The organism is Pseudarthrobacter sp. KH_020_B, assembly GCF_057840185.1.
The window spans coordinates 3,573,695-3,594,465 of record NZ_CM174506.1; the positions used below are offsets into that span (position 1 = coordinate 3,573,695).

General features: G+C 67.4%; 18 protein-coding genes. 5 read left to right on the forward strand and 13 right to left on the reverse strand.

Going from position 1 to position 20,771, the window contains the following annotated elements; translation table 11 throughout:
• Positions 1-3 precede the first annotated feature (3 nt).
• Positions 4-1,605, reverse strand: coding sequence for a CYTH and CHAD domain-containing protein (locus AC3IT0_RS16560; protein WP_489320778.1), 1,602 nt, complete (start codon positions 1,603-1,605; stop codon positions 4-6).
• A 158-nt stretch (positions 1,606-1,763) separates the two neighbouring features.
• Between AC3IT0_RS16560 and AC3IT0_RS16565 the strand changes: the two genes are divergently transcribed.
• The gene (locus tag AC3IT0_RS16565) at positions 1,764-2,987 is read left to right on the forward strand and encodes an MFS transporter (RefSeq protein WP_489320779.1); all 1,224 of its coding nucleotides are present in this window, start codon (positions 1,764-1,766) and stop codon (positions 2,985-2,987) included.
• A gap of 6 nt (positions 2,988-2,993) precedes the next feature.
• Positions 2,994-3,674 carry a FadR/GntR family transcriptional regulator gene (locus tag AC3IT0_RS16570; RefSeq protein WP_489320780.1) on the forward strand — a complete coding sequence of 227 codons (681 nt, stop codon included), beginning with the start codon at positions 2,994-2,996 and terminating at the stop codon, positions 3,672-3,674.
• A 121-nt stretch (positions 3,675-3,795) separates the two neighbouring features.
• Here AC3IT0_RS16570 and AC3IT0_RS16575 read toward each other — a convergent pair whose 3' ends face one another.
• The 6 genes from AC3IT0_RS16575 to AC3IT0_RS16600 form a co-directional block, all read right to left on the reverse strand.
• The gene (locus AC3IT0_RS16575; protein WP_489320781.1) at positions 3,796-5,262 is read right to left on the reverse strand and encodes an FAD-dependent oxidoreductase; all 1,467 of its coding nucleotides are present in this window, start codon (positions 5,260-5,262) and stop codon (positions 3,796-3,798) included.
• A 100-nt stretch (positions 5,263-5,362) separates the two neighbouring features.
• Positions 5,363-6,631 (reverse strand): uroporphyrinogen-III C-methyltransferase, encoded by a 1,269-nt coding sequence (gene cobA / locus AC3IT0_RS16580; protein WP_489320782.1) that lies wholly within the window; start codon positions 6,629-6,631, stop codon positions 5,363-5,365.
• 504 nt (positions 6,632-7,135) lie between these two features.
• Positions 7,136-8,092 (reverse strand): ABC transporter permease, encoded by a 957-nt coding sequence (locus AC3IT0_RS16585; protein ID WP_489320783.1) that lies wholly within the window; start codon positions 8,090-8,092, stop codon positions 7,136-7,138.
• Positions 8,082-8,807 carry an ABC transporter ATP-binding protein gene (locus tag AC3IT0_RS16590; protein ID WP_058931590.1) on the reverse strand — a complete coding sequence of 242 codons (726 nt, stop codon included), beginning with the start codon at positions 8,805-8,807 and terminating at the stop codon, positions 8,082-8,084. Before AC3IT0_RS16590 ends, AC3IT0_RS16585 begins: the two co-directional genes overlap by 11 nt.
• 37 nt (positions 8,808-8,844) lie before the next feature.
• Positions 8,845-9,981, reverse strand: a complete 1,137-nt coding sequence (locus AC3IT0_RS16595; RefSeq protein ID WP_489323827.1) for an ABC transporter substrate-binding protein — start codon at positions 9,979-9,981, stop codon at positions 8,845-8,847.
• Between the two features lie 112 nt (positions 9,982-10,093).
• On the reverse strand, positions 10,094-11,260 hold the full coding sequence (locus AC3IT0_RS16600; protein ID WP_489320784.1) for an RtcB family protein: 1,167 nt from the start codon (positions 11,258-11,260) through the stop codon (positions 10,094-10,096).
• A gap of 108 nt (positions 11,261-11,368) precedes the next feature.
• Here AC3IT0_RS16600 and AC3IT0_RS16605 point away from each other — a divergent pair, with 108 nt between their 5' ends.
• Positions 11,369-12,610, forward strand: coding sequence for an NAD(P)/FAD-dependent oxidoreductase (locus AC3IT0_RS16605; protein WP_489320785.1), 1,242 nt, complete (start codon positions 11,369-11,371; stop codon positions 12,608-12,610).
• A gap of 98 nt (positions 12,611-12,708) precedes the next feature.
• Here AC3IT0_RS16605 and AC3IT0_RS16610 read toward each other — a convergent pair whose 3' ends face one another.
• The 5 genes from AC3IT0_RS16610 to AC3IT0_RS16630 form a co-directional block, all read right to left on the reverse strand.
• Positions 12,709-14,130: a sulfate adenylyltransferase subunit 1 gene (locus AC3IT0_RS16610; protein WP_489320786.1), complete on the reverse strand. Its 1,422-nt coding sequence runs from the start codon at positions 14,128-14,130 to the stop codon at positions 12,709-12,711.
• A complete protein-coding gene (cysD, locus tag AC3IT0_RS16615) occupies positions 14,131-15,186 on the reverse strand; it encodes a sulfate adenylyltransferase subunit CysD (protein WP_489320787.1) in 1,056 nt (351 codons plus the stop codon).
• On the reverse strand, positions 15,183-15,926 hold the full coding sequence (locus AC3IT0_RS16620; RefSeq protein ID WP_489320788.1) for a phosphoadenylyl-sulfate reductase: 744 nt from the start codon (positions 15,924-15,926) through the stop codon (positions 15,183-15,185). Before AC3IT0_RS16620 ends, cysD begins: the two co-directional genes overlap by 4 nt.
• Entirely contained in the window at positions 15,890-17,635 is a 1,746-nt protein-coding gene (locus AC3IT0_RS16625) for a nitrite/sulfite reductase (protein ID WP_489320789.1), read from the reverse strand. Before AC3IT0_RS16625 ends, AC3IT0_RS16620 begins: the two co-directional genes overlap by 37 nt.
• 141 nt (positions 17,636-17,776) lie before the next feature.
• Positions 17,777-18,511 (reverse strand): sirohydrochlorin chelatase, encoded by a 735-nt coding sequence (locus AC3IT0_RS16630; protein WP_489320790.1) that lies wholly within the window; start codon positions 18,509-18,511, stop codon positions 17,777-17,779.
• Positions 18,512-18,573: 62 nt separating this feature from the next.
• Here AC3IT0_RS16630 and AC3IT0_RS16635 point away from each other — a divergent pair, with 62 nt between their 5' ends.
• Both AC3IT0_RS16635 and AC3IT0_RS16640 read left to right on the forward strand, forming a co-directional pair.
• Entirely contained in the window at positions 18,574-19,308 is a 735-nt protein-coding gene (locus AC3IT0_RS16635; RefSeq protein WP_489320791.1) for a trimeric intracellular cation channel family protein, read from the forward strand.
• Positions 19,309-19,321: 13 nt separating this feature from the next.
• Entirely contained in the window at positions 19,322-19,750 is a 429-nt protein-coding gene (locus AC3IT0_RS16640; RefSeq protein WP_489320792.1) for a hypothetical protein, read from the forward strand.
• 154 nt (positions 19,751-19,904) lie between these two features.
• Here the strand turns inward: AC3IT0_RS16640 and AC3IT0_RS16645 are convergent, their stop codons facing one another.
• Positions 19,905-20,744: a type IV toxin-antitoxin system AbiEi family antitoxin domain-containing protein gene (locus tag AC3IT0_RS16645; protein ID WP_489323828.1), complete on the reverse strand. Its 840-nt coding sequence runs from the start codon at positions 20,742-20,744 to the stop codon at positions 19,905-19,907.
• Between the last annotated feature and the right edge of the window lie 27 nt (positions 20,745-20,771).

Genomic DNA, 20,771 nt, shown 5'->3' on the forward strand with positions numbered 1-20,771 from the left:
GCACTAGATGATCTTCCCCCGGAGGACCTTGCGGGACTTTTTCCGTTCCTTCCAGTACCTGGCTTCGGCGTCAGCTGCGAGCTGGACCTGCCGAGTATGGAGCGTGACGTAGGCCGACGCGACGGCCTCGGGCAGGTCCGGCGCCGCCGCCAGCTTGGCCAGCAGATCCCGGGCCACAATACTGTCCTGGAAATCGCCAAGGATCTGCTGGTGGCGGTGCGCGGCCTTGGCGATTTTCGCGGCACGTTTGCCGTGGACAGGATCCACCGATTCCGCCACGTACCGCAGCCGTTTGGCATCCTTGCGCACTTGGTGCAGGGCCGTCTCGTGCTCGGTTCCCTTACGTGATCGTTTGGCTGTCCTGGCTGCGCGCTCCAGCCTTTTGGCTGCTTTGGCCACCAGTTTGCCGGCCGCCTTGCGGGCCGGGGCTGCACCCTCCGGCCGGACCGGCGGATGGTCACGGAAAACCTCCAGGTCATCCAGAAGCCGGAAATACCGTTCGGAGAGCAGCGCCTTCTGGAGTTTCCGGTAGGCAGTGTTCAATCTGTTGCCGAGTTCATCTTCCAGCCGGTCCTTCACCGCCGAGGCCAGCCCGGGGTGCAGTTCGGCCGTGTGCCCGAGCAGGCGAGCCAGCATCACTTCGGCGTCGCGCGGTGACCCCAGCACGGTGCCGAGCCATTTCAGTTCGTCCCGGAGGCGCCGTCCGGCCACGGCGCTATAGAGCCGGCGGTACGCTGCGAGCGCGGAACGCGTCCGGCGGGTGGCCGACCGCAGGTCGTGCACAGCCTCGGGTTCCTCCAGGCGGACGCCAGGATCGTGCGCCAGGATCTCGCGGATCTGCGCAGCGACGTAGGCGGCCAGCAGGTCCGACACGGGCCCCTTCTTGCCAGGGCTTTTTGGGCCGGCAGCGGCAGCGGCCTCCGTGGCGGGCAGTGCCAGGACTTTTGCCAGCTTGGAGCCGTGCTTGGCCGGGCGCGCCCCGGCGGCGGCCAGGATTTCCGCCGCGGCCGGGAACAGGTCAGGGCTCCCGTGCACCAGCTCGAGCTCCCATTCACGCCACTGGCGCGTCCGGGCCTCCCCGTCGGGCGTGGCCGCGCCGTCCGCAGCGCCAAGCAGCTCCGCGCTGACCCGGTCATCCGCCAGGTCCGCCAGGTGCACACCGTCCTCGCCGTACAACGGATACGTGGTGCGCCGGGTCTCCAGCCGGACCACCGGGGCGGCTACGTCGCCGCGGAGGTACGCCAAAACGTGCGCCAACAGGCTGTCAGGAACGACGCCGGGCTGGCCCAGCGGGGCGTGCAGCTCACGGCGCCGCCGGGGTTCCGAGCCGGAGCCGCCGGATGCGTCGCCAGACCCCTCGCCAGACCCGGGGCCCTCCGCGGTCAGCTTCAGGTGCCAGCCGGCGTCGACTCCGCCGGTGCGGCGGCGAAGCGTGATATCGCGGGAGGCCAGCGTGTGACTTTCCGTGTCGAAGTACACCGCCTCGAGGGTGTCAGCGTGCGGCTCGCCAACCCGTGCTACCCCGGGGATCTCCGCGAGCGAAGGCAGCTCGGCGTCCTGGCCGACGTCGTACTTCTTTTCGACCTCGACTGCCTGCGAAGCCATAACCGGCCGTCCTTCCACGTTGATGGGGACCAACTCTCCGCTGCCAAGACCGGAGCCGAGCAGATTGTGCTGGCCCGATTGTATGCCCGCCAGATTAACAGCCGAGAGGTTGACCACAAAACCCTAGACATCAAACGTCTAACGTCTAATGTTAAGACATGACTGTTGCCCCCTCCGCTGCCCCGACGCTGTCCGACGCGCCGCCCAAGCCGCGCACCGCCGTCGTTTTCGGTGTCATTGCGCTGGTGCTGATCGGGCTCAACCTGCGGGCGGGGATTGCGGGCGCGTCTGCCCTCCTCCATGATTTTCAGCAGGTCCTGGGCTACGGGCCGCTGGTGGCGGCGATCATTCCGTCCATCCCGACGCTCTGTTTTGCGGTGGCAGGCGCGGCGACGTCGTGGCTGACCGGACGGCTCGGCGTCGAGAAGGCCATCCTGCTGGCGCTCGGTTTTCTGGGGGGTGGCCTGCTGCTCCGCGGGATCCCGGCAACAGGCATGCTGGTGGCGGGCACCGTGGTGGGGATGTCCGGGCTGGCGGTCTGCAACGTGGCCATGCCGTCGTTCATCCGCGAGCATTTTGCCCACCGGACCTCGGCTATGACCGCTCTGTACACCGTCACCATGACCACCGGCGCGACTGTCACCGCCGTCGCCGTGGTCCCGCTGGCCCTGGCGCTCGGCTCGCCATCCGCCGCAGTGGGCGCGATCGGGTTCCTGGCGGTGGCTGCCTTCGTGGGCTTCCTGCCCGTCGTGCTGCATGCGCACCGCACCAGCGTCCGGAGCACGGCACCCCGCATCTCCCCGTGGCCTCTGCTCCGCACCCGGAAGGGACAGCTGCTTACGGCCATCTTTGCCCTGCAGGCGCTGCTCGCCTACTCGCTGATCAGCTGGTTCCCATCGATGCTGATCGGCATGGGCCTCAGCTCAGCGGACAGCGGCCTGATGTACGGGCTGATGCAGCTGGTTTCCGTGCCTGCCGGCATGGTGCTGCTCGCGATCGGCTCGCGGCCCCGGATGCTCCGGCCAGCGCTGTACCTGGCCAGCATCACCATGGTGGCCGGCCTGGCGTCACTGCTGATGGTGCCTGTGGGCCTGGCCATCATTCCCACCGTCCTGCTCGGCTTCGGCCTGGGCATTTTCCCGCTGGTGATGGTGATGATCAGCCGGAGCGGGACGAGCACCGCCGAGACCACAGCCTTGTCCACCCTGGCGCAGTCCACCGGCTACCTGCTGGCCACCGCGGGCCCCTTCGGCGCCGGCCTGCTGTTCAGCGGCACTGGGGGCTGGTCCCTTCCCCTAGCACTCCTGCTGGGCCTCGCCGTGGCCCAAGTGGTGGTGGCCCACCTGATCTCGCGTGCACCCTTGTCCGGCCTGAAGAAGTAGGACGCCATGACCCTGAGCACCTCACACCGCCAGCCCCTCGCCGACGAGGTCACCGCCAAACTCCGGCAGATGATCCACTCCGGCGAGTGGCCCCTTGACGGGCGCATCCCCTCCGAACCGGAACTGATGCAGGGCCTGGGCGTCTCGCGCGGCACCTTGCGCGAAGCCATCAAGGCCCTGGCTCACAGCGGGATGCTGGAGGTCCGCCGCGGCGACGGCACCTACGTCCGCGCCACCAGCGAGATGTCCGGCGCGGCCCGCCGCATGTACCAGGACCACACGGACGAGCACATCCTCGAGGTCCGGTTGGGCCTGGACACCCAGGCAGCGCGGCTCGCCGCCCGGAACGCAACGGCCGACGACGTCGCCGCCCTGCGTGCCGTGCTCGCCACCCGGGAGGTCGCCTGGAACGCCGCAGACTTCGAGGGTTGGGCCCGGGCGGACTGGGACTTCCACGCTCGCGTCGCCCAGGCCACCGGAAACCCGCTGCTGCACGAGCTTTACGTCAGTTTCGGCGACGTGTTCCACCAGGACCTGCTCAAGCAGCAACGCAAGGGCCGGCTGGACGGACTCACGTACGAGGGCCACGGCGCCCTGGTGGACGCGATCGAGGCCCACGACGCCGACGCCGCGGTGGCCAGCGTCAACCAGAACCTGAACACCTGCGCGGAGTGGCTCCGGGCGTAGCTCCCGTACCTCCGACGCGCTTAGCAAATTTCGAGGCGCAAAAAAGCTGGCGCACGTGGAATACCGCGTGCGCCAGCTTTTTTGCGCGTCGCCAGCCGATGCGCGCGGAGCTGGCCCGGAGCTAGACGTTCGCTGCTACGCCGTCGCGGGAGATGGCCACCATGTCCTCGCGCGGCACCACCTTGATGCGCTCACGCTTGACCTCAACACCGTGGGATCCGCCGGCCTCCGTGGCCGCGGCGCCGAGCGCGAGCTCATGGGCGTCCAGCGCCAGCCAGCCTTCCCAGCTGGTGAACTTCACACCGCGCGCGTCGAGGAGTTCGACGACGGCATACGCGTCGGGAACGGCGGCGACCGGAAGGTTTTCGCGGTCTTCCAGCAGGTACGTGACAGTCTCTAGGGCGTCGCCCTTGGTGTGGCCGATCAGGCCTACCGGTCCGCGCTTGATCCAGCCGGTGGCGTAGATGCCCGGCATGTGGGTGCCGGCGGCATCCAGGACGCGGCCGCCGTCGTTCGGTACCACGCCCTTCTTGTGGTCGAACTCGACCTCCGGCAGCGCCGAGCCGAAGTAGCCGATCGAGCGGTAGACGGCCTGGACCGGGTAGTCCACGAACTCGCCGGTGCCGCGGGCGTTGCCCGTGCCGTCCAGCTCGGTGCGCTCGAACCTCATGCCGGCAACCTTGCCCGGCGTCGCGGCGTCGTCGTAGATCTCCACCGGGCTGTGCAGGAAGTGCAGGTGCAGGCGGCGGGAGGCGGTGAGCTCGGAGAGGTCCTCGGGCTGCTCGGCGATCCAGTTCGTGAGGGTGCCCACCATGGTCTTGGTCTGGTTGTTGGTCTGGATCTGGCGGTCCGATTCCTCGTCGAACTCGAAGTCCTCGGCGTAGAGGATGATGTCCACGTCCTTGGAGTGGGACAGCTCGCGGAGCTCCAGCGGGGTGAACTTCACCTGGGCCGGGCCGCGGCGGCCGAAGACGTGCACGTCCGTGACGGGCGAGTTCTTCAGGCCGGCATAGACGTTGTCCGGGATTTCGGAGACCAGCAGGTCGTCGGCGTGCTTGGACAGGACGCGGGCCACGTCCAGGGCAACGTTGCCGTTGCCGATCACGGCGATTTCCTTGGCGTCCAGCGGCCATTCGCGGGACACGTCGGGGTGGCCGTCGTACCAGGAGACGAAGTCCGCGCCGCCGTAGGAACCGTCCAGCTCGATGCCCGGGATGTTCAGGTCCGCGTCCTTGATGGCACCGGTCGCGAAGATGACGGCGTCGTAGTGGGTGCGGAGGTCCTCGATGGAGATGTCCGTGCCGTAGTCCACGTTGCCGAAGAAGCGGATGTCGCCGCGGTCCAGGACCTTGTGCAGGGCGTTGACGATGCCCTTGATGCGCGGGTGGTCCGGGGCCACGCCGTACCGGATCAGGCCGTAGGGTGCCGGGTAGCGGTCAAAGAGGTCGATGCTCACGGTCAGCTCGCCGCTCTTGACGGCTTCGCTCTTGGTGAGGATGTCCGCGGCGTAGACGCCGGCCGGGCCGGAGCCCACGACGGCAACGCGCAGCGGACGCTCGGCAGATCCTACGGAGGTGCTTGATGACACGGCTGTGTTCCTTTTGTTCGTTCCTGCCCAACTAACTCGCAGTTAACGTCGTCAAAACGACTTTTGAGTGCGTTATCTGCGAGTTAGTTGGGTGGGGTGGCTAGGTGGTGAGGGCTCTTGCGGTGGTGCGGGGGCTGTTCGGGGTGGTGGTGCTGTAGTCCGCTGTCTTGAAGTGCGACGGCGCGAACGGGCTGACGCGGACGACGTCGCCGATCACAATAACGGCAGGATTTGCGACGCCGGTGGCTTCCGCCTGGTCGGCGATGGAACCGAGCGTGCCGATCGTTACGCGCTGATTCGGCAAATAGCCGTTTTCAACAATACCAACCGGCGTGTCCGCGGGGAGACCGGCTTTGCCCAGAGCGGAGGCCGAATCGCGAAGCGCTGCCACACCCATCAACAGGACGATGGTGTGGTCTGCCCGGGCGGGAACCTCCGACAGTTCCTCATGGCCGGTGACAACACTGAAGCCCTTGGCCAGGCCGCGGTGCGTCAAGGGGATGCCGGCGGCGGCCGGGACTGAGATTGCGGACGTCACGCCGGAGACCACTTCAACCTCGACGCCGTGCTGCCGGCAGTATTCGGCTTCCTCGCCGCCGCGGCCCAGGACGTACGGGTCGCCGCCCTTGAGCCGGACCACGCGATGGCCGTTCAGGGCTTCGTCCACAAGGATGCGGTTGATCTCGGCCTGCGGCACGGGATGGTGGCCTGGGGTCTTGCCCACCTCGATGACGCGGACGTCGGGGGCAAGTTCCTTGAGCAGGTCGCGCGGGCCGAGACGGTCTGCCACCACGACATCGGCCTGGCCCAGGAGCCGGCGGCCACGGACGGTGATGAGGCCGGTGTCGCCGGGCCCGCCGCCCACAAGGGCCACGGATCCGGCCGAAGCACGGCGGCGGCGGAGCGGGAGGTCCCCGGTTTCGAGGGCGGTGGCGACGGCGTCACGCAGGGCCATGGCACGGCGCGGGTCTCCCCCGGCGTTCACGGCGATCTGCACGTCATCCACTACTGCGACGGCGGGCGTCCACGCGGCTGAGGCTTCGTGGTCGGAGGCGTTGACGCACCAGATGCGCTGCGCCTCGGCGTCGGCCGACACCCTGGTGTCCACGGCGGGATCGCCGGTGGCCGTCTGGACGAACCAGACGCCGTCGACGTCGGATGGAAGGTAAGTGCGCGGCGCCCAGGTGAGGAGACCGGCGTCGGCCAGTTCGCGGAGCGCGGCGGAGGCAACGGGAGCCACGACGGTGACCTGCGCACCGGCGTCGAGCAGGCCCTTGGCGCGGCGGGTGGCCACGGGGCCGCCGCCCACCACCAGCACGGGGCGGCCGAGCAGCCGCAGTGCCGTGGGGTAAATATCCTGAATTGCCATGAATCAACGGTAGGGCCGCGCAGTTTCACCAACAACGGCAGCGGAAACACCAGTTCACGTAAGGTAACCCTGCGTCACATAGGGGTGTGCCGCAGTCGACCCGCCGTCGTGGGGCACTTTGACGGGGACGGGGGCGGGCGCAGGCTCAATCCGCGGCGCGTCCGTGTCAAAGTGCCCCAGTCCGGCTACTAATGACCTGCTCGTCCGTGAAGCTCCGGGGGAAGTCCAGTGCGGTGACGCGGCTCGTCATCCTCAGCGGAACGCCGAAATGCCGTGCCTGACGGTCATGGCGCCAGTCTGCCAGACGTCCTTGTCCCGCCGTCGTGGGGCACATTGGCCTGGATCAAAGCCCGAACCGGCTCTATCCGCGGCGCGTCCGGGTCAAACTGCCCCAGTTCCGTCGCCGCGGAGGAAGCAGCAAAGCCCGACGGCGGGACTCGCCGTCGGGCTCTGCTGACAGGTTTTGGGGGGGCTTGAGGGCGCTGCCGGGTTAGCGGGCGCTGCTTAGCGCGTGCTGCCGGCGAGCAGGCCGCGGCTGCGGAGGAGGCGCTTCTCGATCGGGGCGAACACCAGCAGCTCGATCAGGATGCCGACCGCCAGGATCAGCAGGATCGCGGCCATCACAACCGTCATGTCGGACAGGACCCGGCCCTGGTCCAGCAGTGAGCCGAGGCCGAACCCGATGGTGCCGCCCACGGCGATGATTTCCGCGGCCATCAGCGACCGCCAGGAGAACGCCCAACCCTGCTTGAGTCCGCTGAGGTAGCCGGGCAGCGCGGCCGGCAGGATGATCTGCACTGCCATCTGGAAACGGTTGGCGCCCAGGACCGTGCCGACGCGGCGGTACTGCGGCGGGATCTGGTCCACGCCGGAGATCAGCCCGTTGATGATCGATGGGATGGCGCCCATGAACACCACGAAGTAAACAGTGGCGTCCGTGAGGCCGAACCAGATGATGGCAGCGGGTACCCAGGCAACGGAGGGAAGCACCTGAAGGCCGGAAATCAGCGGCCCGAAGGCACGGCGCAGCGGCGCAACCTGGGCCAGCAGCAGCCCCACCGGCGTGGCGATGGCAACGCTGATCAGGAACCCGACCAGCCCGCGCTGCAGCGAGGTCCACACCGCTTCCTGCAGCTTGGCCTCGCCCCAGAGCGCGCCGATCTGGCCCAGGACGTCGAGCGGACCGGGAACCAGGTCACGGCGCTTGAGGCCCAGGGACACGTAGAACTGCCAGACCAGGACAAGGACCACCAGGGCGGCGACGGGCAGGAGCACACGGCTCCAGTCGATCCGGTGCTTGCGTGCGGCGTCGGACTGGAGCGAATCCAGTCCGGCCTCGAGCTCCCGCAGGTCCTCATGCCCGGTGGAGGTACGGGTCAGGGCTGCGTGGACTTTGCGGGTTTCCGGCTCGGACTCGGCCACCGGGGTGGTCTCGGCGAGGGGTGTGGGGTTATTTGGCATGGCGGCGAATCTCCTCCCGCAGCCGGGCGGTGATGACCCCGGTCAGCTGTCCGGCCAGGCCGGCGTCGGTTCGGTGTTCCTCGGTGACGGCCCATTCCTGGACCACGCGGCCGGGGCGGGACGACAGCAGCAGCACACGCTGGCCCAGCCGCACGGCCTCGCGGACGTTGTGGGTCACAAAAACGATGGTGCGCCCGGTTTCCTTCCAGATGCGTTCCAGCTCGTCGTGCAGGAGGTCCCGGGTAATGGCGTCGAGAGCGGCGAACGGCTCGTCCATGAGCAGCAGCTGCCGGTCCTGCGACAGCGCCCGGGCCAGGGCCACGCGCTGGCGCATGCCGCCGGAAAGCTCATGCGGACGCTTGTCCCCAGCCTCGCCGAGGTGCACCAGCTCCAGCAGCTCGTTGGCCTTGATCCTGCGCTCAGCCTTCCCCACACCGCGCAGCTTCAGGGCCAGCTCGATGTTCTCCCGCGCCGTCAGCCAGGGGAAGAGGGCGGCGTCCTGGAACATAAAGGCTGCCCCGTCGCTGGGCACTTCGAGGGCGCCCGACGTCGGGACCTCCAGTCCCGCCATGATGTTCAGCAGGGTGGATTTGCCGCAGCCGGACGCACCGAGGAGCGCAACGAACTCGCCCGCGCCGATGGTGGCGTTGACGTCGTCCAGCACCGGGGCGCCGTCGCCGAAGCGCTTGCCCAGGTTTTCCAGTACGACTGGCATGGTCCCGTCCTTAAGTAGGTGGTGCGGTATGTGGCGGTCAGTCCTGGCCGAGGCCGGCGGCGGAGACGCGTTCGGCCGTCCCGGTGACTTCGTTCAGGGCACGGAGGTCGAACAATCCGGTGATGTCCGCCTGCTTGGTGGTGCCGGCGTTCACCCCGTCCTCGAGGAGCTTGGGGTAGGTTCCGGCGAGCGGATCCACCGTGAACACAACGTTTTTCAGTGCTCGATCAAGGACATCGGTGGGAAGCGCCGCGCCTGCCGATTCCTGCAGGGCGTCGTTGATGACGCTGGCCTTCTCCGCAACAGGTGCATCGTTCAGCCACGCCACGGACTCGGCGTGGCCGCGCAGCAGGGCCTTCACGGTATCCGGGTGCGCGGCGGCGAACTTCTTGTTGACGATCAGGACAGTGGTGGGGAACTCGCCGGCCTTGCCGGAGAGAAAACCGTCCCAGAGGTCCTTTTCGTCCACCAGGACCTTGGCTCCGGCCTGGAGCACCAAACGGGAGGCCCACGGCTCAGGCAACCACGCGCCGTCGAGCTTTCCATCCTGGAACAGTTTCAGCGTCTGGGCGTTCTCTGTCGGGTTGATGGCGACATCGCCGCTGCCGTCAACGTTGGTCTTATAGCCCTGCGAGCCGAGCCACGCGCGGAGCGCCACGTCCTGTGTGCCGCCCAGCTGAGGCGAGGCGAGGGTTTTGCCCTTGAGCTCGGCCGCGGACGTGATTCCAGGACGCACAACCAGCTGCGCGCCACCTGCGGCAGCGCCCGCGATGACGCTGACGGACTCCCCCTCGCTCTTGACAAACGAGTTGATGGCCGGGTTCGGGCCGATGTAAGCCGCGTCGATGGCGCCGGCGTTCAGGGCCTCGATCGCGGCAGGTCCCGCGTTGAACGTTTCGGTGCTGAGCTTGGTATCGCCCAGGTTCCGGGCCAGTATGCCCTGCTTCACCCCCACCAAGGCGGGGGCATGTGTCAGGTTTCCGAAGTAGCCAAGCTTCAGCTCTGCCGCCGGGGTGGGCGCCGGGATGGCTGCCTCTGCGGCCGTATTACGGGAGATGGAGGACGCCACAACGGCGCCGGCCGCGATCAGGAACACCAGCCCGATCGCCAGGGCAGCCTCGATGGCACGCTTGCGCTTGGGTACTGCGCTTTCGCCTGCCACGATGCGGGTCATCCCGGGCTTGGAACTAGTCATTGTTTCACCATAGGGAGTGACATAAACCCATTCAACGAAGCAGAAACGGGGGGTCACGCGCGTTCATGCAACGTCACATTCCGCGCGCGGCTCAGTCCCCCTTGACGTTGATCAGCTGCCGCAGCTTGTGCCGCACCTTGACGAGGTCTGCGGCATCCCGCATCACCACATCGATCGGTTTGTACGCCGCCGGAATCTCGTCGATGAACGCCTCGGTGGCCCGGAACTCGATGCCCTGCATGGCCGTCTTCAGCTCCGCCAGCGAGAAGGTCTTGCGGGCAGCCGTGCGGGAGTACTCACGGCCGGCCCCGTGCGGGGAGGAGTTCAGTGAAACGGGGTTTCCGAGCCCCTCCACCACGTACGACGCCGTCCCCATGGACCCGGGGATAAGTCCCGGATCGCCGTGCTCGGCTCTGATGGCCCCCTTGCGCGACACCCACACGGATTTGCCGTAATGGGTCTCCTGCTGCGTGAAGTTGTGGTGGCAGTTGATCCGCTCGCGCTCCTTGACATGGCCGCCCACCCAGTGCCCGAACTGTGCGATGACGCGGTCCATCATTTCCTCGCGGTTCAGGAGGGCGAAATGTTGCGCCCAGCGCAGTTCCTTGATGTACCGGGCGAACTCGCTGGTACCCTCCTCCAGGTATGCGAGGTCCGGATCGGGCAGCCTGGTCCCGCGTTTCCGGGTCACCTGCTGGGCGACGCCGATGTGGTGCTGCGCGATCTTGTTGCCCACGCCGCGTGAGCCGGAGTGCAGGAACAGCCAGACGGCGTCGGTCTCGTCGGCTGAGACCTCGATGAAGTGGTTGCCAGATCCCAGCGAACCCAGCTGAAGCTCCCACTTCGCCAGATACTGGGCAGGGTTGAACCCGGCCTGCGCCGCCAGCTTCCGGAGCTCGGCCAGGCGCGGTTCGGCAGTGGCCATGACCCGCCGGTTGTTGTGGCCCGCCGAGAGTGGAATGGCCCGTTCGATGTCCTCCCGCAGCCGTGTGCGGTCCCTGGGCAGGTCCTTGACCGAGTACTGGGTCCGCACGGCGATCATGCCGCAGCCGATGTCCACACCGACGGCGGCCGGGATGATCGCGCGCAGGGTGGGAATCACCGAGCCCACGGTGGCACCCTTGCCGAGGTGTGCGTCGGGCATCAGGGCAAGGTGCGGGTAGATAAACGGCAGTGTGGACGTGGCCAGCGCCTGTTCGCGGGTCTTGTCGTCCAGGATCGAGGCCCAGCTGATGAGCTTGCTGTTGATGGTCTCCATGCCTCGCCTCCCACTGATGATCATGGAGGGCCGGACGCCGGCTGGCAAGGGAACGGGGAACACCGCGAGGCCCTGTTGCGCCGGCTTCAGGTGGAGTAGGTTGCTCGGATGGAAGACACTTACCAGGTCATCGTGGTCGGGGCCGGGTTCGCCGGGATCACCGCTGCCAAGGAATTGGGCCGCAAGGGCGTCAATGTGCTGCTCATCGACGCCAACAACTATCACCAGTTCCAGCCGCTCCTTTACCAGGTGGCGACGTCCCAGATCGGGGTGTCGGCTATTGCGCGGCCACTTCGCTCAGTCTTCCGGCGCGTCCGGAACGTCAGGGTGCTCACCGCGGAAGTGGCGGCAATAGATGCAGCCAACCGGACCGTGAGCACCAAGGATGGGGACACGTTCGAGGCCCAGATCCTGGTCATCGCGCCGGGCGCGGTACCGAACTTCTTCAATACGCCAGGCGCTGAGGAACACGCCTTTCCGTTGTATTCGGTCACCGACGCAACCCGGCTGGGAGCCAAACTGACCCATCTGTTGGACGACGCCGACCGGGAGTCTGGCGGCTCCGTCGAGGTGGTCGTTGTGGGTGGTGGTCCCACGGGGGTGGAGACCGCCGGCGCCATGGCCGAAACCGTGAAGTTTGTGGTGCCAAAGTACTTCTCGCCGGAGCTCGCCAGCCGCTGCCGCGTCCACTTGGTGGACATGGTCCCCACCGTCCTGAATGCCTTTTCGGAGAAGTCGCAGGAATACACCAGGAACCGCCTGACCAAGATCGGCGTCCAGCTCCATCTGGGCGTTGGTGTTACGGAGGTGCGGGCCGACGGCGTCACGCTGGCCGATGGGACCGTCATACCAACCCGTGTGGTGGTGTGGGCCGGTGGCCTGAAGGGCGGAGAGATCCTTGCCCGCTCGGGCGTGCCGCTGGGAAGAGGAGGACGCGTTGACGCCCGCCCGGACCTGACCGCTCCCGATGTCGAGGGCGTGTACGTCCTCGGCGACGCAGCCAACATGACCGATTCGACCGGGGCCGCACTGCCACAGCTGGGCTCCGTCGCGCAGCAGGCCGGGAAGTGGGCGGCCGGCAACATCTATGCGGACCTGACTGGCGGTGCCCGGCAGCCGTTCAAATACCTCGACAAGGGATACATGGCGATGATCGGCAGGGGCGCCGCGGTCGCTGAAATCGGGCGCCAGCGAATCCAACTGCAGGGGCCGCTGGCCTTCGTGTCCTGGCTCCTGGTGCATCTGGCCCTGCTGTCCGGATTCCAGCAGAAGGTCCGCGCACTGTTTTCCTGGCTCAACGGCTACATCACACACAGTCCCGCTCAGGTGGTGGTCGGCCGGCCGGAGTAACGGGTCCAACCGGCAACACTCACCCAGAACGGCTCTGCCCCGCATAACCGTTGTGGGGCAACACCGGTTATGCGGGGCAGGGCAGTTCAAGCTGAGGGTCAGATCGAGTAGCGCTCGTCCTCGTGGTCGCCCGGGTGGTCCTTGACCAGTCCCGCGGCCAGCGTGTTGCCGTCCAACGGGTCGATGACCAGGAACGCGCCGGTGCGGCGGTGGTGCAGGTAGTTCTCCAGCGGCAGCGGCGCGGAAAGCCGGAGCTGCGCGTGGCCGATGTCGTTCAGCTCCAGGCTGGAGGCGCCTTCGAGCTTGAACGTGGCCAGGTCCAGCTTGCCGCTCACGCTGCGGACCAGCGCCTGGACAGTCCGGGTGCCGTGCTTGACCAGCACCTTGGCGCCTTCACGCAGCGGCTTCGGGGACAGCCAGCACAGCGCTGCATACAGGTCGGCGGAGGACTCGCGGACGGTGCCGGCGGCGGCAATGGTGTCACCGCGGGCGACGTCGAATTCCTCCGCCAGGCGGATCGCGACCGACTGCGGGGCGAACGCTTCCTGCAGTGATTCGCCGGCGAAGTCGATCCCGGTCACCGTGGTGGTGCGGGGCGACTGGCCGGGAGTGAGCACAGAGACGGAGTCCCCCACCTTTACGGAACCCTCGGTGATCTGGCCGGCGTACGCACGGTAGTCGCGGTAGGCCTCTACGTCCAGGCCACCGGCGACGGCGTCGGGAGCCAGCGCACCCTGCGGCCGGATCACCAGCTGCACGGGGAAGCGGAAGCTCTCGAGCTGCGTGTCGATTTCGTCGGCGGCCGGCAGGGTCTCAAGGACCTCCAGCAGGGCCGGGCCGTCGTACCAGGGGGTGCGCTCGGAACGGTCCACCACGTTGTCCCCGTCGAGGGCGGACACCGGGATCACCAGCAGGTCATCGATGTGGTCGGCAGATCCCAGCTCGGCGGAACCGATGCCCAGTTCGCGGGCCACCTGCTGCACATCGGCCTGGATTTCACGGAACACGGACTCGCTGAAGTCAACGAGGTCGATCTTGTTGACGGCCACAATCACGTGCGCCACCCGCAGCAGCTGCAGCACGGACAGGTGCCGGCGGGTCTGCTCCAGGACACCCTTGCGGGCGTCAATGAGTACGACGACGGCATCCGCCGTGGACGCGCCGGTCACCGTGTTTTTGGTGTACTGAACGTGCCCGGGGCAGTCCGCCAGGATGAAGCTGCGGCGGTCCGTGGCGAAGTAGCGGTAGGCGACATCGATGGTGATGCCCTGCTCGCGCTCGGCACGCAGGCCGTCCGTCAGGAGGGCCAGGTCGATCCCGCCCTTCTCGCCGCCAAAGCCGCGGTCGGAGGACGTGCGGGCAACGGCGTCGAGCGTGTCCGCAAGAATCGCCTTGGAGTCGTGCAGGAGGCGGCCCACCAAAGTGGACTTCCCGTCGTCGACCGATCCGGCGGTGGCAAAACGGAACAGGGTAGTGGGCAAGGCTGTTTCCAGCTCGGCTGCCAAAGTGTCGGTGCTCATTTAGAAGTACCCATCCTTCTTGCGGTCTTCCATGGCGGCCTCGGAGATGCGGTCATCTGCACGGGTGGCGCCACGTTCGGTGATGGTGGAGGCGGCAACTTCGATCACAACGTCGCCCACGGTGGCTGCGGCCGACTCAACGGCACCGGTGCAGGACATGTCGCCCACGGTGCGGTAGCGGACCGTCTTGGTGATGACTTCCTCGTGCGGCAGCGGCTGGGAAACCTCGCCCACCGCGCGCCACATCCCGTCGCGGGCGAACACTTCGCGGCGGTGGGCGTAGTACAGCCCCGGCAGCTCGATGTTCTCGCGCTCGATGTAGCGCCAGATGTCCAGCTCGGTCCAGTTGCTGATGGGGAACGCGCGGACGTGCTGGCCCACGGTGTGGCGGCCGTTGTAGAGGTTCCACAGCTCGGGGCGCTGGTTGCGCGGGTCCCACTGGCCGAATTCGTCGCGGAGGCTCAGGATGCGCTCCTTGGCGCGGGCCTTGTCCTCGTCGCGGCGGCCGCCGCCGAAGACGGCGTCGAACTTGTTCCGCTGGATGGCGTCCAGCAGCGGGACGGTCTGCAGCGGGTTGCGGGTGCCGTCGGCGCGCTCGGCCAGTTCGCCGCGGTCGATGAACTCCTGCACGGAGCCGACCACAAGCTTCAAGCCGAGGCGCTCGACTGTGCGGTCGCGGAAGTCGATGACCTCGGGGAAGTTGTGGCCGGTGTCCACGTGCAGCACGGGGAACGGGACCTTGCCCGGCCAGAACGCCTTGGTGGCCAGGTGCAGCATCACCACCGAGTCCTTGCCGCCGGAGAACAGCAGCGCGGGCTTCTCGAACTCGGCCACAACTTCGCGGATGATGTGGATCGCTTCCGATTCCAATGCGTCCAAAGACGACAGGCGAGTCGGGGAGCTCAGGTGAGCCTCCGTCGTCGACCCCGATGCCGCCCAGGGAGTGGCATCGGGCCTGTCGGAGCGGGACGCGCTGCTGCTTGCAGCAGCGCCGTCCCGCGAAGGGGCGGGGGCGGCATCGGGGTCGACGACCACGGAAGTTGGAAAGTTGCTCATACGTGTAGTCCGCATTCTGTCTTGTCGGTGCCTGCCCAGCGGCCGGCGCGGGGGTCGTCTCCGGGTGCCACCTTGCGGGTGCAGGGCTGGCAGCCAATGGAGGGGTAACCCTGGGAAAGCAGCGGGTTGACGGGCAGGAGGTTGTCATCGGAGTACTGGACCAGCTGGTCGAACGTCCACGCGGCCACCGGGTTGACCTTGACCAGGCCGTTGATTTCGTCCCAGGTCACCAGCGGGGTGTTCGTGCGGGTGGGGGCTTCGTCGCGGCGGACGCCGGTGAACCAGAGTTCGTAGCCGGCGAGCGTGCGGCGCAGCGGGGCCACCTTGCGGAGGGCGCAGCACTGGGCGGCGTCGCGGGCAAAGAGGTCCTTGCCCAGGAGCCGGTCCTGCTGTTCCACGGTGTTCTCGGGAAGCACGTCCACCACATTGACGCGGAGGTTCGCGGCCACCTCGTTACGCGTGGCGTAGGTTTCCGGGAAGTGGTAGCCGGTCTCCAGAAACAGGACGTCGACGCCGGGCATCTGGTCCGCGACCAGGGCCGGGAGGACGGCGTCGGCCATGGAGCATGCCACCGCCACCGCGGACAGGTCGAAGTTGCGCTCCACCCAGGCGATCACGTCACGGGCCGGGGTGTCCCAGCCGAGCTCGGCAGCGCCGGACTCGGCGATGGCCTTGAGTTCGTCGTGGCTGCGGAGTGCGGTTGTCACTGCAGGGCCTCCTCGTCTGCTGCGTGGGCCCACTCGGCGAAGGTCTGGCCGTCGGTGCGCTGTGCCACAAACGTGCGCACGACGCGCTCCACGTAGTCCGGCAGGTCCTCGACGTATACCTTCAGGCCGCGGACGGTCCGTCCCAGGCCTGCCTCTTCGCGGCTGTTGGAAGCCAGCCCGCCGCCCAGGTGGACCTGGAAACCCGGGGTGGGGTCGCCGTCGGGCGTTGGAAGCATCATGCCCTTCAGGCCGATGTCCGCGGTCTGGATGCGGGCGCAGGAGTTGGGGCAGCCGTTGATGTGCAGGGACAGTGCGTGCGGCAGTTCGCCGGAGGCGGCGAGGTCCGCCAGGCGGCGTTCCAGCTCGGCCACGGCGGTGGCGGCCGTGACCTTGGTTTCCACGATGGCCAGCTTGCAGTATTCGATGCCGGTGCAGGCGATGGTGCCGCGGCGGAACACGGACGGGCGCGCTGAGAGGCCCAGGGCGTCGAGCTCGGCAACCAGCGGCTCCACGTGGTCCTTGGTGACATCCAGCACCACGAGCTTCTGGTGCGGGGTGGTGCGCAGGCGGTAGGAGCCGCGGGCTTCGAGGGTGTCCGCGAGCTTGACCAGCTGCGCGCCGGACAGGCGGCCGGCCAGCGGGGTGGCGCCGATGAAGAACTTGCCGTCCTTCTGCTCGTGCACACCGATGTGGTCGCCCGGGGAGGTGGGCTTGGGCGCGGCGGGACCGTCGGCCAGCTTGTAGCCCAGGTACTCGTCCTCGAGGATCTGGCGGAATTTCGCCGGACCCCAGTCAGCCATCAGGAACTTCAGGCGGGCCTTGGTGCGCATGCGGCGGTAGCCGTAATCGCGGAAGATGCTGGTGACGCCGAGCCACACTTCGGCAGCTTCCTCGGGGCGGACGAAGGCGCCCAGGCGCTTGCCGAGCATCGGGTTGGTGGACAGCGCGCCGCCGGCCCAGAGGTCGTAACCGACACCCAGCTCGGGGTGGCGGACGCCCACCAGGGCGAAGTCGTTGATCTCATGGACCACGTCCTGGCTGGGGTGCCCGGTGATGGCGGTCTTGTACTTGCGCGGCAGGTTGGACAGCAGCGGGTTGCCGATGAACCGCTCCCCCAGTTCCGCGATGAGCGGCGTGGGGTCGATGATCTCGTCCTTGGCGATGCCGGCCACGGGCGAGCCCAGGATGACGCGGGGCACGTCGCCGCAGGCCTCGGTGGTGGACAGGCCAACACCCTCAAGCCTGGTCCAGATCTCGGGGATGTCCTCCACGCGGATCCAGTGCAGCTGGATGTTCTGGCGGTCCGTGAGGTCGGCGGAGTCGCGGGCGAAGTCAACGGAGATCTGGCCGATGACGCGCAGCTGTTCGGTGGTGAGCGCGCCGCCGTCGATCCTGACCCGGAGCATGAAGTACTTGTCTTCCAGCTCGTGCGGCTCGAGCGTGGCGGTCTTGCCGCCGTCGATCCCGGGCTTGCGCTGGGTGTACAGGCCCCACCAGCGGAAGCGGCCGTGGAGGTCCTGGCTGGGGATGGCGTCGAAGCCGTCCTTGGAGTAAATGGTCTCGATACGCTCGCGCACGTTGAGGCCGTCGTCTTCCTGTTTCCAGGTTTCGTTGGCGTTCAGCGGGGTTTTGCCGTCCACTTTCCACTGCCCGTGCGGCTTTGCAGCGGGGCGGGAGGCACGCGCGGGGCGCTTTTCGGCGGCGGGGTCCACGGACGCTCCGGCTAGAGCTGTATCAGTCATGCATCGACTGTAGGTGCCTGCCGAAGTGCGTCACAAAGGCCCGGAAACGCGAGGTCACCTAGGGAAACAATTCGTCACGAACCGCCGGAGACCCTTGAAGAAGGCTGCCCGCTGTGCTTGGTTGCGGAGCCCCCGGGCGGGCTATTTCCGGAGTACGACGGCGGCGTCGAACCGTTCCAGCGCGATCTCTGCGAGCACCGGGGAGGGCAGCAGTGGTTCAGTCACGAGGTCCGCGCCGGCTTTGGCCAGCTGGTCGTGGAAGTACCCCGGCGCGAGCAGGTAGGACGCAATCACCACGCGGCCGCCGTCGTCCACGGCCCCCGCGGACTCCCCCGCCCCGGCGCCTCCGGTCAGTTCCTGGCGGAGGATGACGACGGCGTCGGGCACCGACGGCTGGGCAGAGGCACCGTAGGCGGGCAGAATCCGGTTGCGGCGCAGCGCCCTGAGCTGGTCGGCGAGCTCTTCCACGCTGACCGCGGCGTTGGGGTTGGAGGACCCGGCAGCGGCGAGGACAATGGCGTCGCGGTCCGTGACGCCTGCCTCGCGGAGGCGCTGGTCCAGCAGTGCCGCGAGCCGCGGGTCCGGGCCGAGCGGCGCAGCAGCCAGGCTCCCCGGCCGGCTCTTCACGGCGCGGGCGATGTCCTCCTTGACGTGGTATCCCACGCTCAGCAGGAGGGGCACGACGACGGCACTAGAGCCTGCGGGCAGGCCCGCCACCACGTCCACGAGGTCAGGCTGCTGGACGTCCACGTAGGCTTCCAGCACGTCCAGGCCCGGACGCAGGGCGGCGATGTCTGCGCGCAGGGCGTTGACCTCCGCGGCGCCCTGGGTGCTGGACGTTCCGTGGGCACAGGCGATCATGATCGGGTTGTTCATAGGGGCTAGCGTAACGTTGGAGCCGCCCTGTCCGCCCACCCTTGAAACCGCCGGGATCCCTCATGACACTGCCGTTCGACACACTGCCGTTCGGCATCGACCTCGTGTGGCTGGACCTGGCCGGGGTTTTCTTCTTCGCCGTCTCCGGATCTTTGCTGGCGGCACGGAAACAGTTCGACCTGGTGGGTTCACTGCTGCTGGCGTCCCTGGTCTCGCTCGGCGGCGGCGTCATCCGCGACATCATCCTCAACACCACGCCGGCAGCCTTCTCCAACCCCGCCTACCTAGTTCCGCCGGTCCTGGCCACCGTCCTGGTGTATTTCCTGTACTCCAGCGTGCAGCGGTACACCTCGCTGCTGGTGCTGTTCGACGCCGGCGGGCTGGCCCTGTTCTGCATCACCGGAACGCTGAAGGCCCTGGCCCTGGGGATGAACCCGGTGGCGGCCATGCTGCTCGGTGTGACCACCGCGGTGGGCGGCGGCTTGCTGCGGGACATCACCGCCAACGAGGTGCCGCAGCTTTTCAACCCCCGGGACCTCTACGCGCTGCCGGCCTTCAGCGGAGCCGCGTTGACCGCGCTGCTCTGGGTGACAGGGGCCTACAACGCGTTGACGGCGTGCGCGGTGGCGGCCGTGGTGTTCGCTTTCCGCGTGGTTGCCTGGCGCCGGTCCTGGTATGTTCCGCTGGCCGTGCATGGCTGGCACCGGCGGGGCACGGGTGGGGACTCCGGCGGCTTTGGGGCTGGCGGGGACTCCGGCGGCGGGGCTGGCAGCGGCTCGGGAGCACGCCGCAGTTAGCTAGGATATGAGCATGACTGACATGTTCCTCGAGAAGTTCCGCGCGCTTGTTCCGACGTATCTCGAGGACGAATGGCAGGAAGAGGATGGCCTGCCCGCGGACGAGCTGGACGCGGCCCTCGTCGAACACCAGTTCCAGGTCCCGTTGGTCCTCCGCGAGTTTTACCTGGCGGTGGGCGGCTGCGAGGACATCATGGAGGCCTACCACTACTTCTGGGATCCCGAAGAGCTCGAAGTTGATGACGAAGGCTTCCTGATGTTCCTCGAGGACGAGGAAGAACAGTTCACCTGGGGCTTCCGCGTGGGCGACCTCGGCATCCCGGACCCCATCGTGTACCGCCGCAACAACGCCCGCGGCCAGTGGAAGAGCGAAGAAGGCACCTTCTCCGAGTTCGTCTTCGACATGTTCGAGTGGGCCTTCAACGACGAAGAAGAAAACTAGGGTCCTCTTCCCTGCCCCGCTTGTCTTCCCACCCGCCCCGCCGCCGCCGTTCTGGGCCTTGCTCGGCCGAAACGGGGCACTTCGACACGAACACGCCGCATATCGCGCCTGTTCCGCCGGTTAGGTCCCTCAAAGTGCCCCACGACGGCGCGACTTAGCTCCCGCCGAAGGCTCCCTGTCGGCACAGTTCCAGTACCGCCAACACTTGGCTCACCATCCGCTCAGGGTGATGGACAACGTCGTCATAGCCGAACCTAAGGCCAAGACGTCCGCCGATGACGGTGGCATTGTTGCGCTTTCGGTCCTTTTTTACTTGCCGTGGCTCCAGATGCGTACTGCCGTCGGTTTCCACTACGAGCCACTCCTCAATAAGGAAGTCCACTTCTCCCACTCCCGGAAGCTCTACATGCCTTCGGACATGGAGGCCCGCTCGCCGGAAATGGTAGTTGGCCAGCACCTCCAGGATGGAATCCGCCCTAGGGATCACGCTGTCCAGGACGGACCTGGCGCGGGCGTTGCGGTTTCCGGGGAGCTTCCGCCGCAGGAAATCCAGGCTGATGTCGCCACGCTGTGCTGCGCACTGAAGCATGACAAGCGATTCCACGTCGGGCAGGCACCGCAACGAATGAATCAGGACGTCGGCCAAGCCTGCCACTGGCAGCCACGGATGGGGCGGATGGGGGCATCGGCCGTGGGTCAGCGTCCCCTGTGGTGTCGACTTATGCCCTGGACTCAAGTGCACGGTACCTGCATCCTGTACTGTCCAAAGCCCGTACGTGGGCGCGGCCGACAGGCACGTCAATAAGGCGTTGTGCTGAAGCGCCAGGCCGAACACGCCTGCCTCACGCGGCATGCTGTAGATGCCTCGTCGAATCCGCACAATTTGCCCGGCCGCCAGTGCTTTGTCGAGAGAAGTTCGGGAGAATCCGGCCCCTCGGAGCGTCGAGGCCCGGGCTACGCCTGCCCGCGCGCCGAGAAAAGTCTCAATATTCATCGTTCCACCGTGCACTCGGACTACAGC

Bases quoted from the DNA above. Each gene is read 5' to 3' on its own strand.
- AC3IT0_RS16570 (WP_489320780.1), top strand. From the start codon at position 2,994: ATGACCCTGAGCACCTCACACCGCCAGCCCCTCGCCGACGAGGTCACC.
- cysD (WP_489320787.1), bottom strand. From the start codon at position 15,186: ATGAGCAACTTTCCAACTTCCGTGGTCGTCGACCCCGATGCCGCCCCC.
- AC3IT0_RS16565 (WP_489320779.1), top strand. From the start codon at position 1,764: ATGACTGTTGCCCCCTCCGCTGCCCCGACGCTGTCCGACGCGCCGCCC.
- AC3IT0_RS16635 (WP_489320791.1), top strand. From the start codon at position 18,574: ATGACACTGCCGTTCGACACACTGCCGTTCGGCATCGACCTCGTGTGG.
- AC3IT0_RS16600 (WP_489320784.1), bottom strand. From the start codon at position 11,260: ATGGAGACCATCAACAGCAAGCTCATCAGCTGGGCCTCGATCCTGGAC.
- AC3IT0_RS16640 (WP_489320792.1), top strand. From the start codon at position 19,322: ATGACTGACATGTTCCTCGAGAAGTTCCGCGCGCTTGTTCCGACGTAT.
- AC3IT0_RS16625 (WP_489320789.1), bottom strand. From the start codon at position 17,635: ATGACTGATACAGCTCTAGCCGGAGCGTCCGTGGACCCCGCCGCCGAA.
- AC3IT0_RS16590 (WP_058931590.1), bottom strand. From the start codon at position 8,807: ATGCCAGTCGTACTGGAAAACCTGGGCAAGCGCTTCGGCGACGGCGCC.
- AC3IT0_RS16630 (WP_489320790.1), bottom strand. From the start codon at position 18,511: ATGAACAACCCGATCATGATCGCCTGTGCCCACGGAACGTCCAGCACC.
- AC3IT0_RS16585 (WP_489320783.1), bottom strand. From the start codon at position 8,092: ATGCCAAATAACCCCACACCCCTCGCCGAGACCACCCCGGTGGCCGAG.
- cobA (WP_489320782.1), bottom strand. From the start codon at position 6,631: ATGGCAATTCAGGATATTTACCCCACGGCACTGCGGCTGCTCGGCCGC.
- AC3IT0_RS16610 (WP_489320786.1), bottom strand. From the start codon at position 14,130: ATGAGCACCGACACTTTGGCAGCCGAGCTGGAAACAGCCTTGCCCACT.
- AC3IT0_RS16560 (WP_489320778.1), bottom strand. From the start codon at position 1,605: ATGGCTTCGCAGGCAGTCGAGGTCGAAAAGAAGTACGACGTCGGCCAG.
- AC3IT0_RS16595 (WP_489323827.1), bottom strand. From the start codon at position 9,981: ATGACCCGCATCGTGGCAGGCGAAAGCGCAGTACCCAAGCGCAAGCGT.
- AC3IT0_RS16645 (WP_489323828.1), bottom strand. From the start codon at position 20,744: ATGAATATTGAGACTTTTCTCGGCGCGCGGGCAGGCGTAGCCCGGGCC.
- AC3IT0_RS16605 (WP_489320785.1), top strand. From the start codon at position 11,369: ATGGAAGACACTTACCAGGTCATCGTGGTCGGGGCCGGGTTCGCCGGG.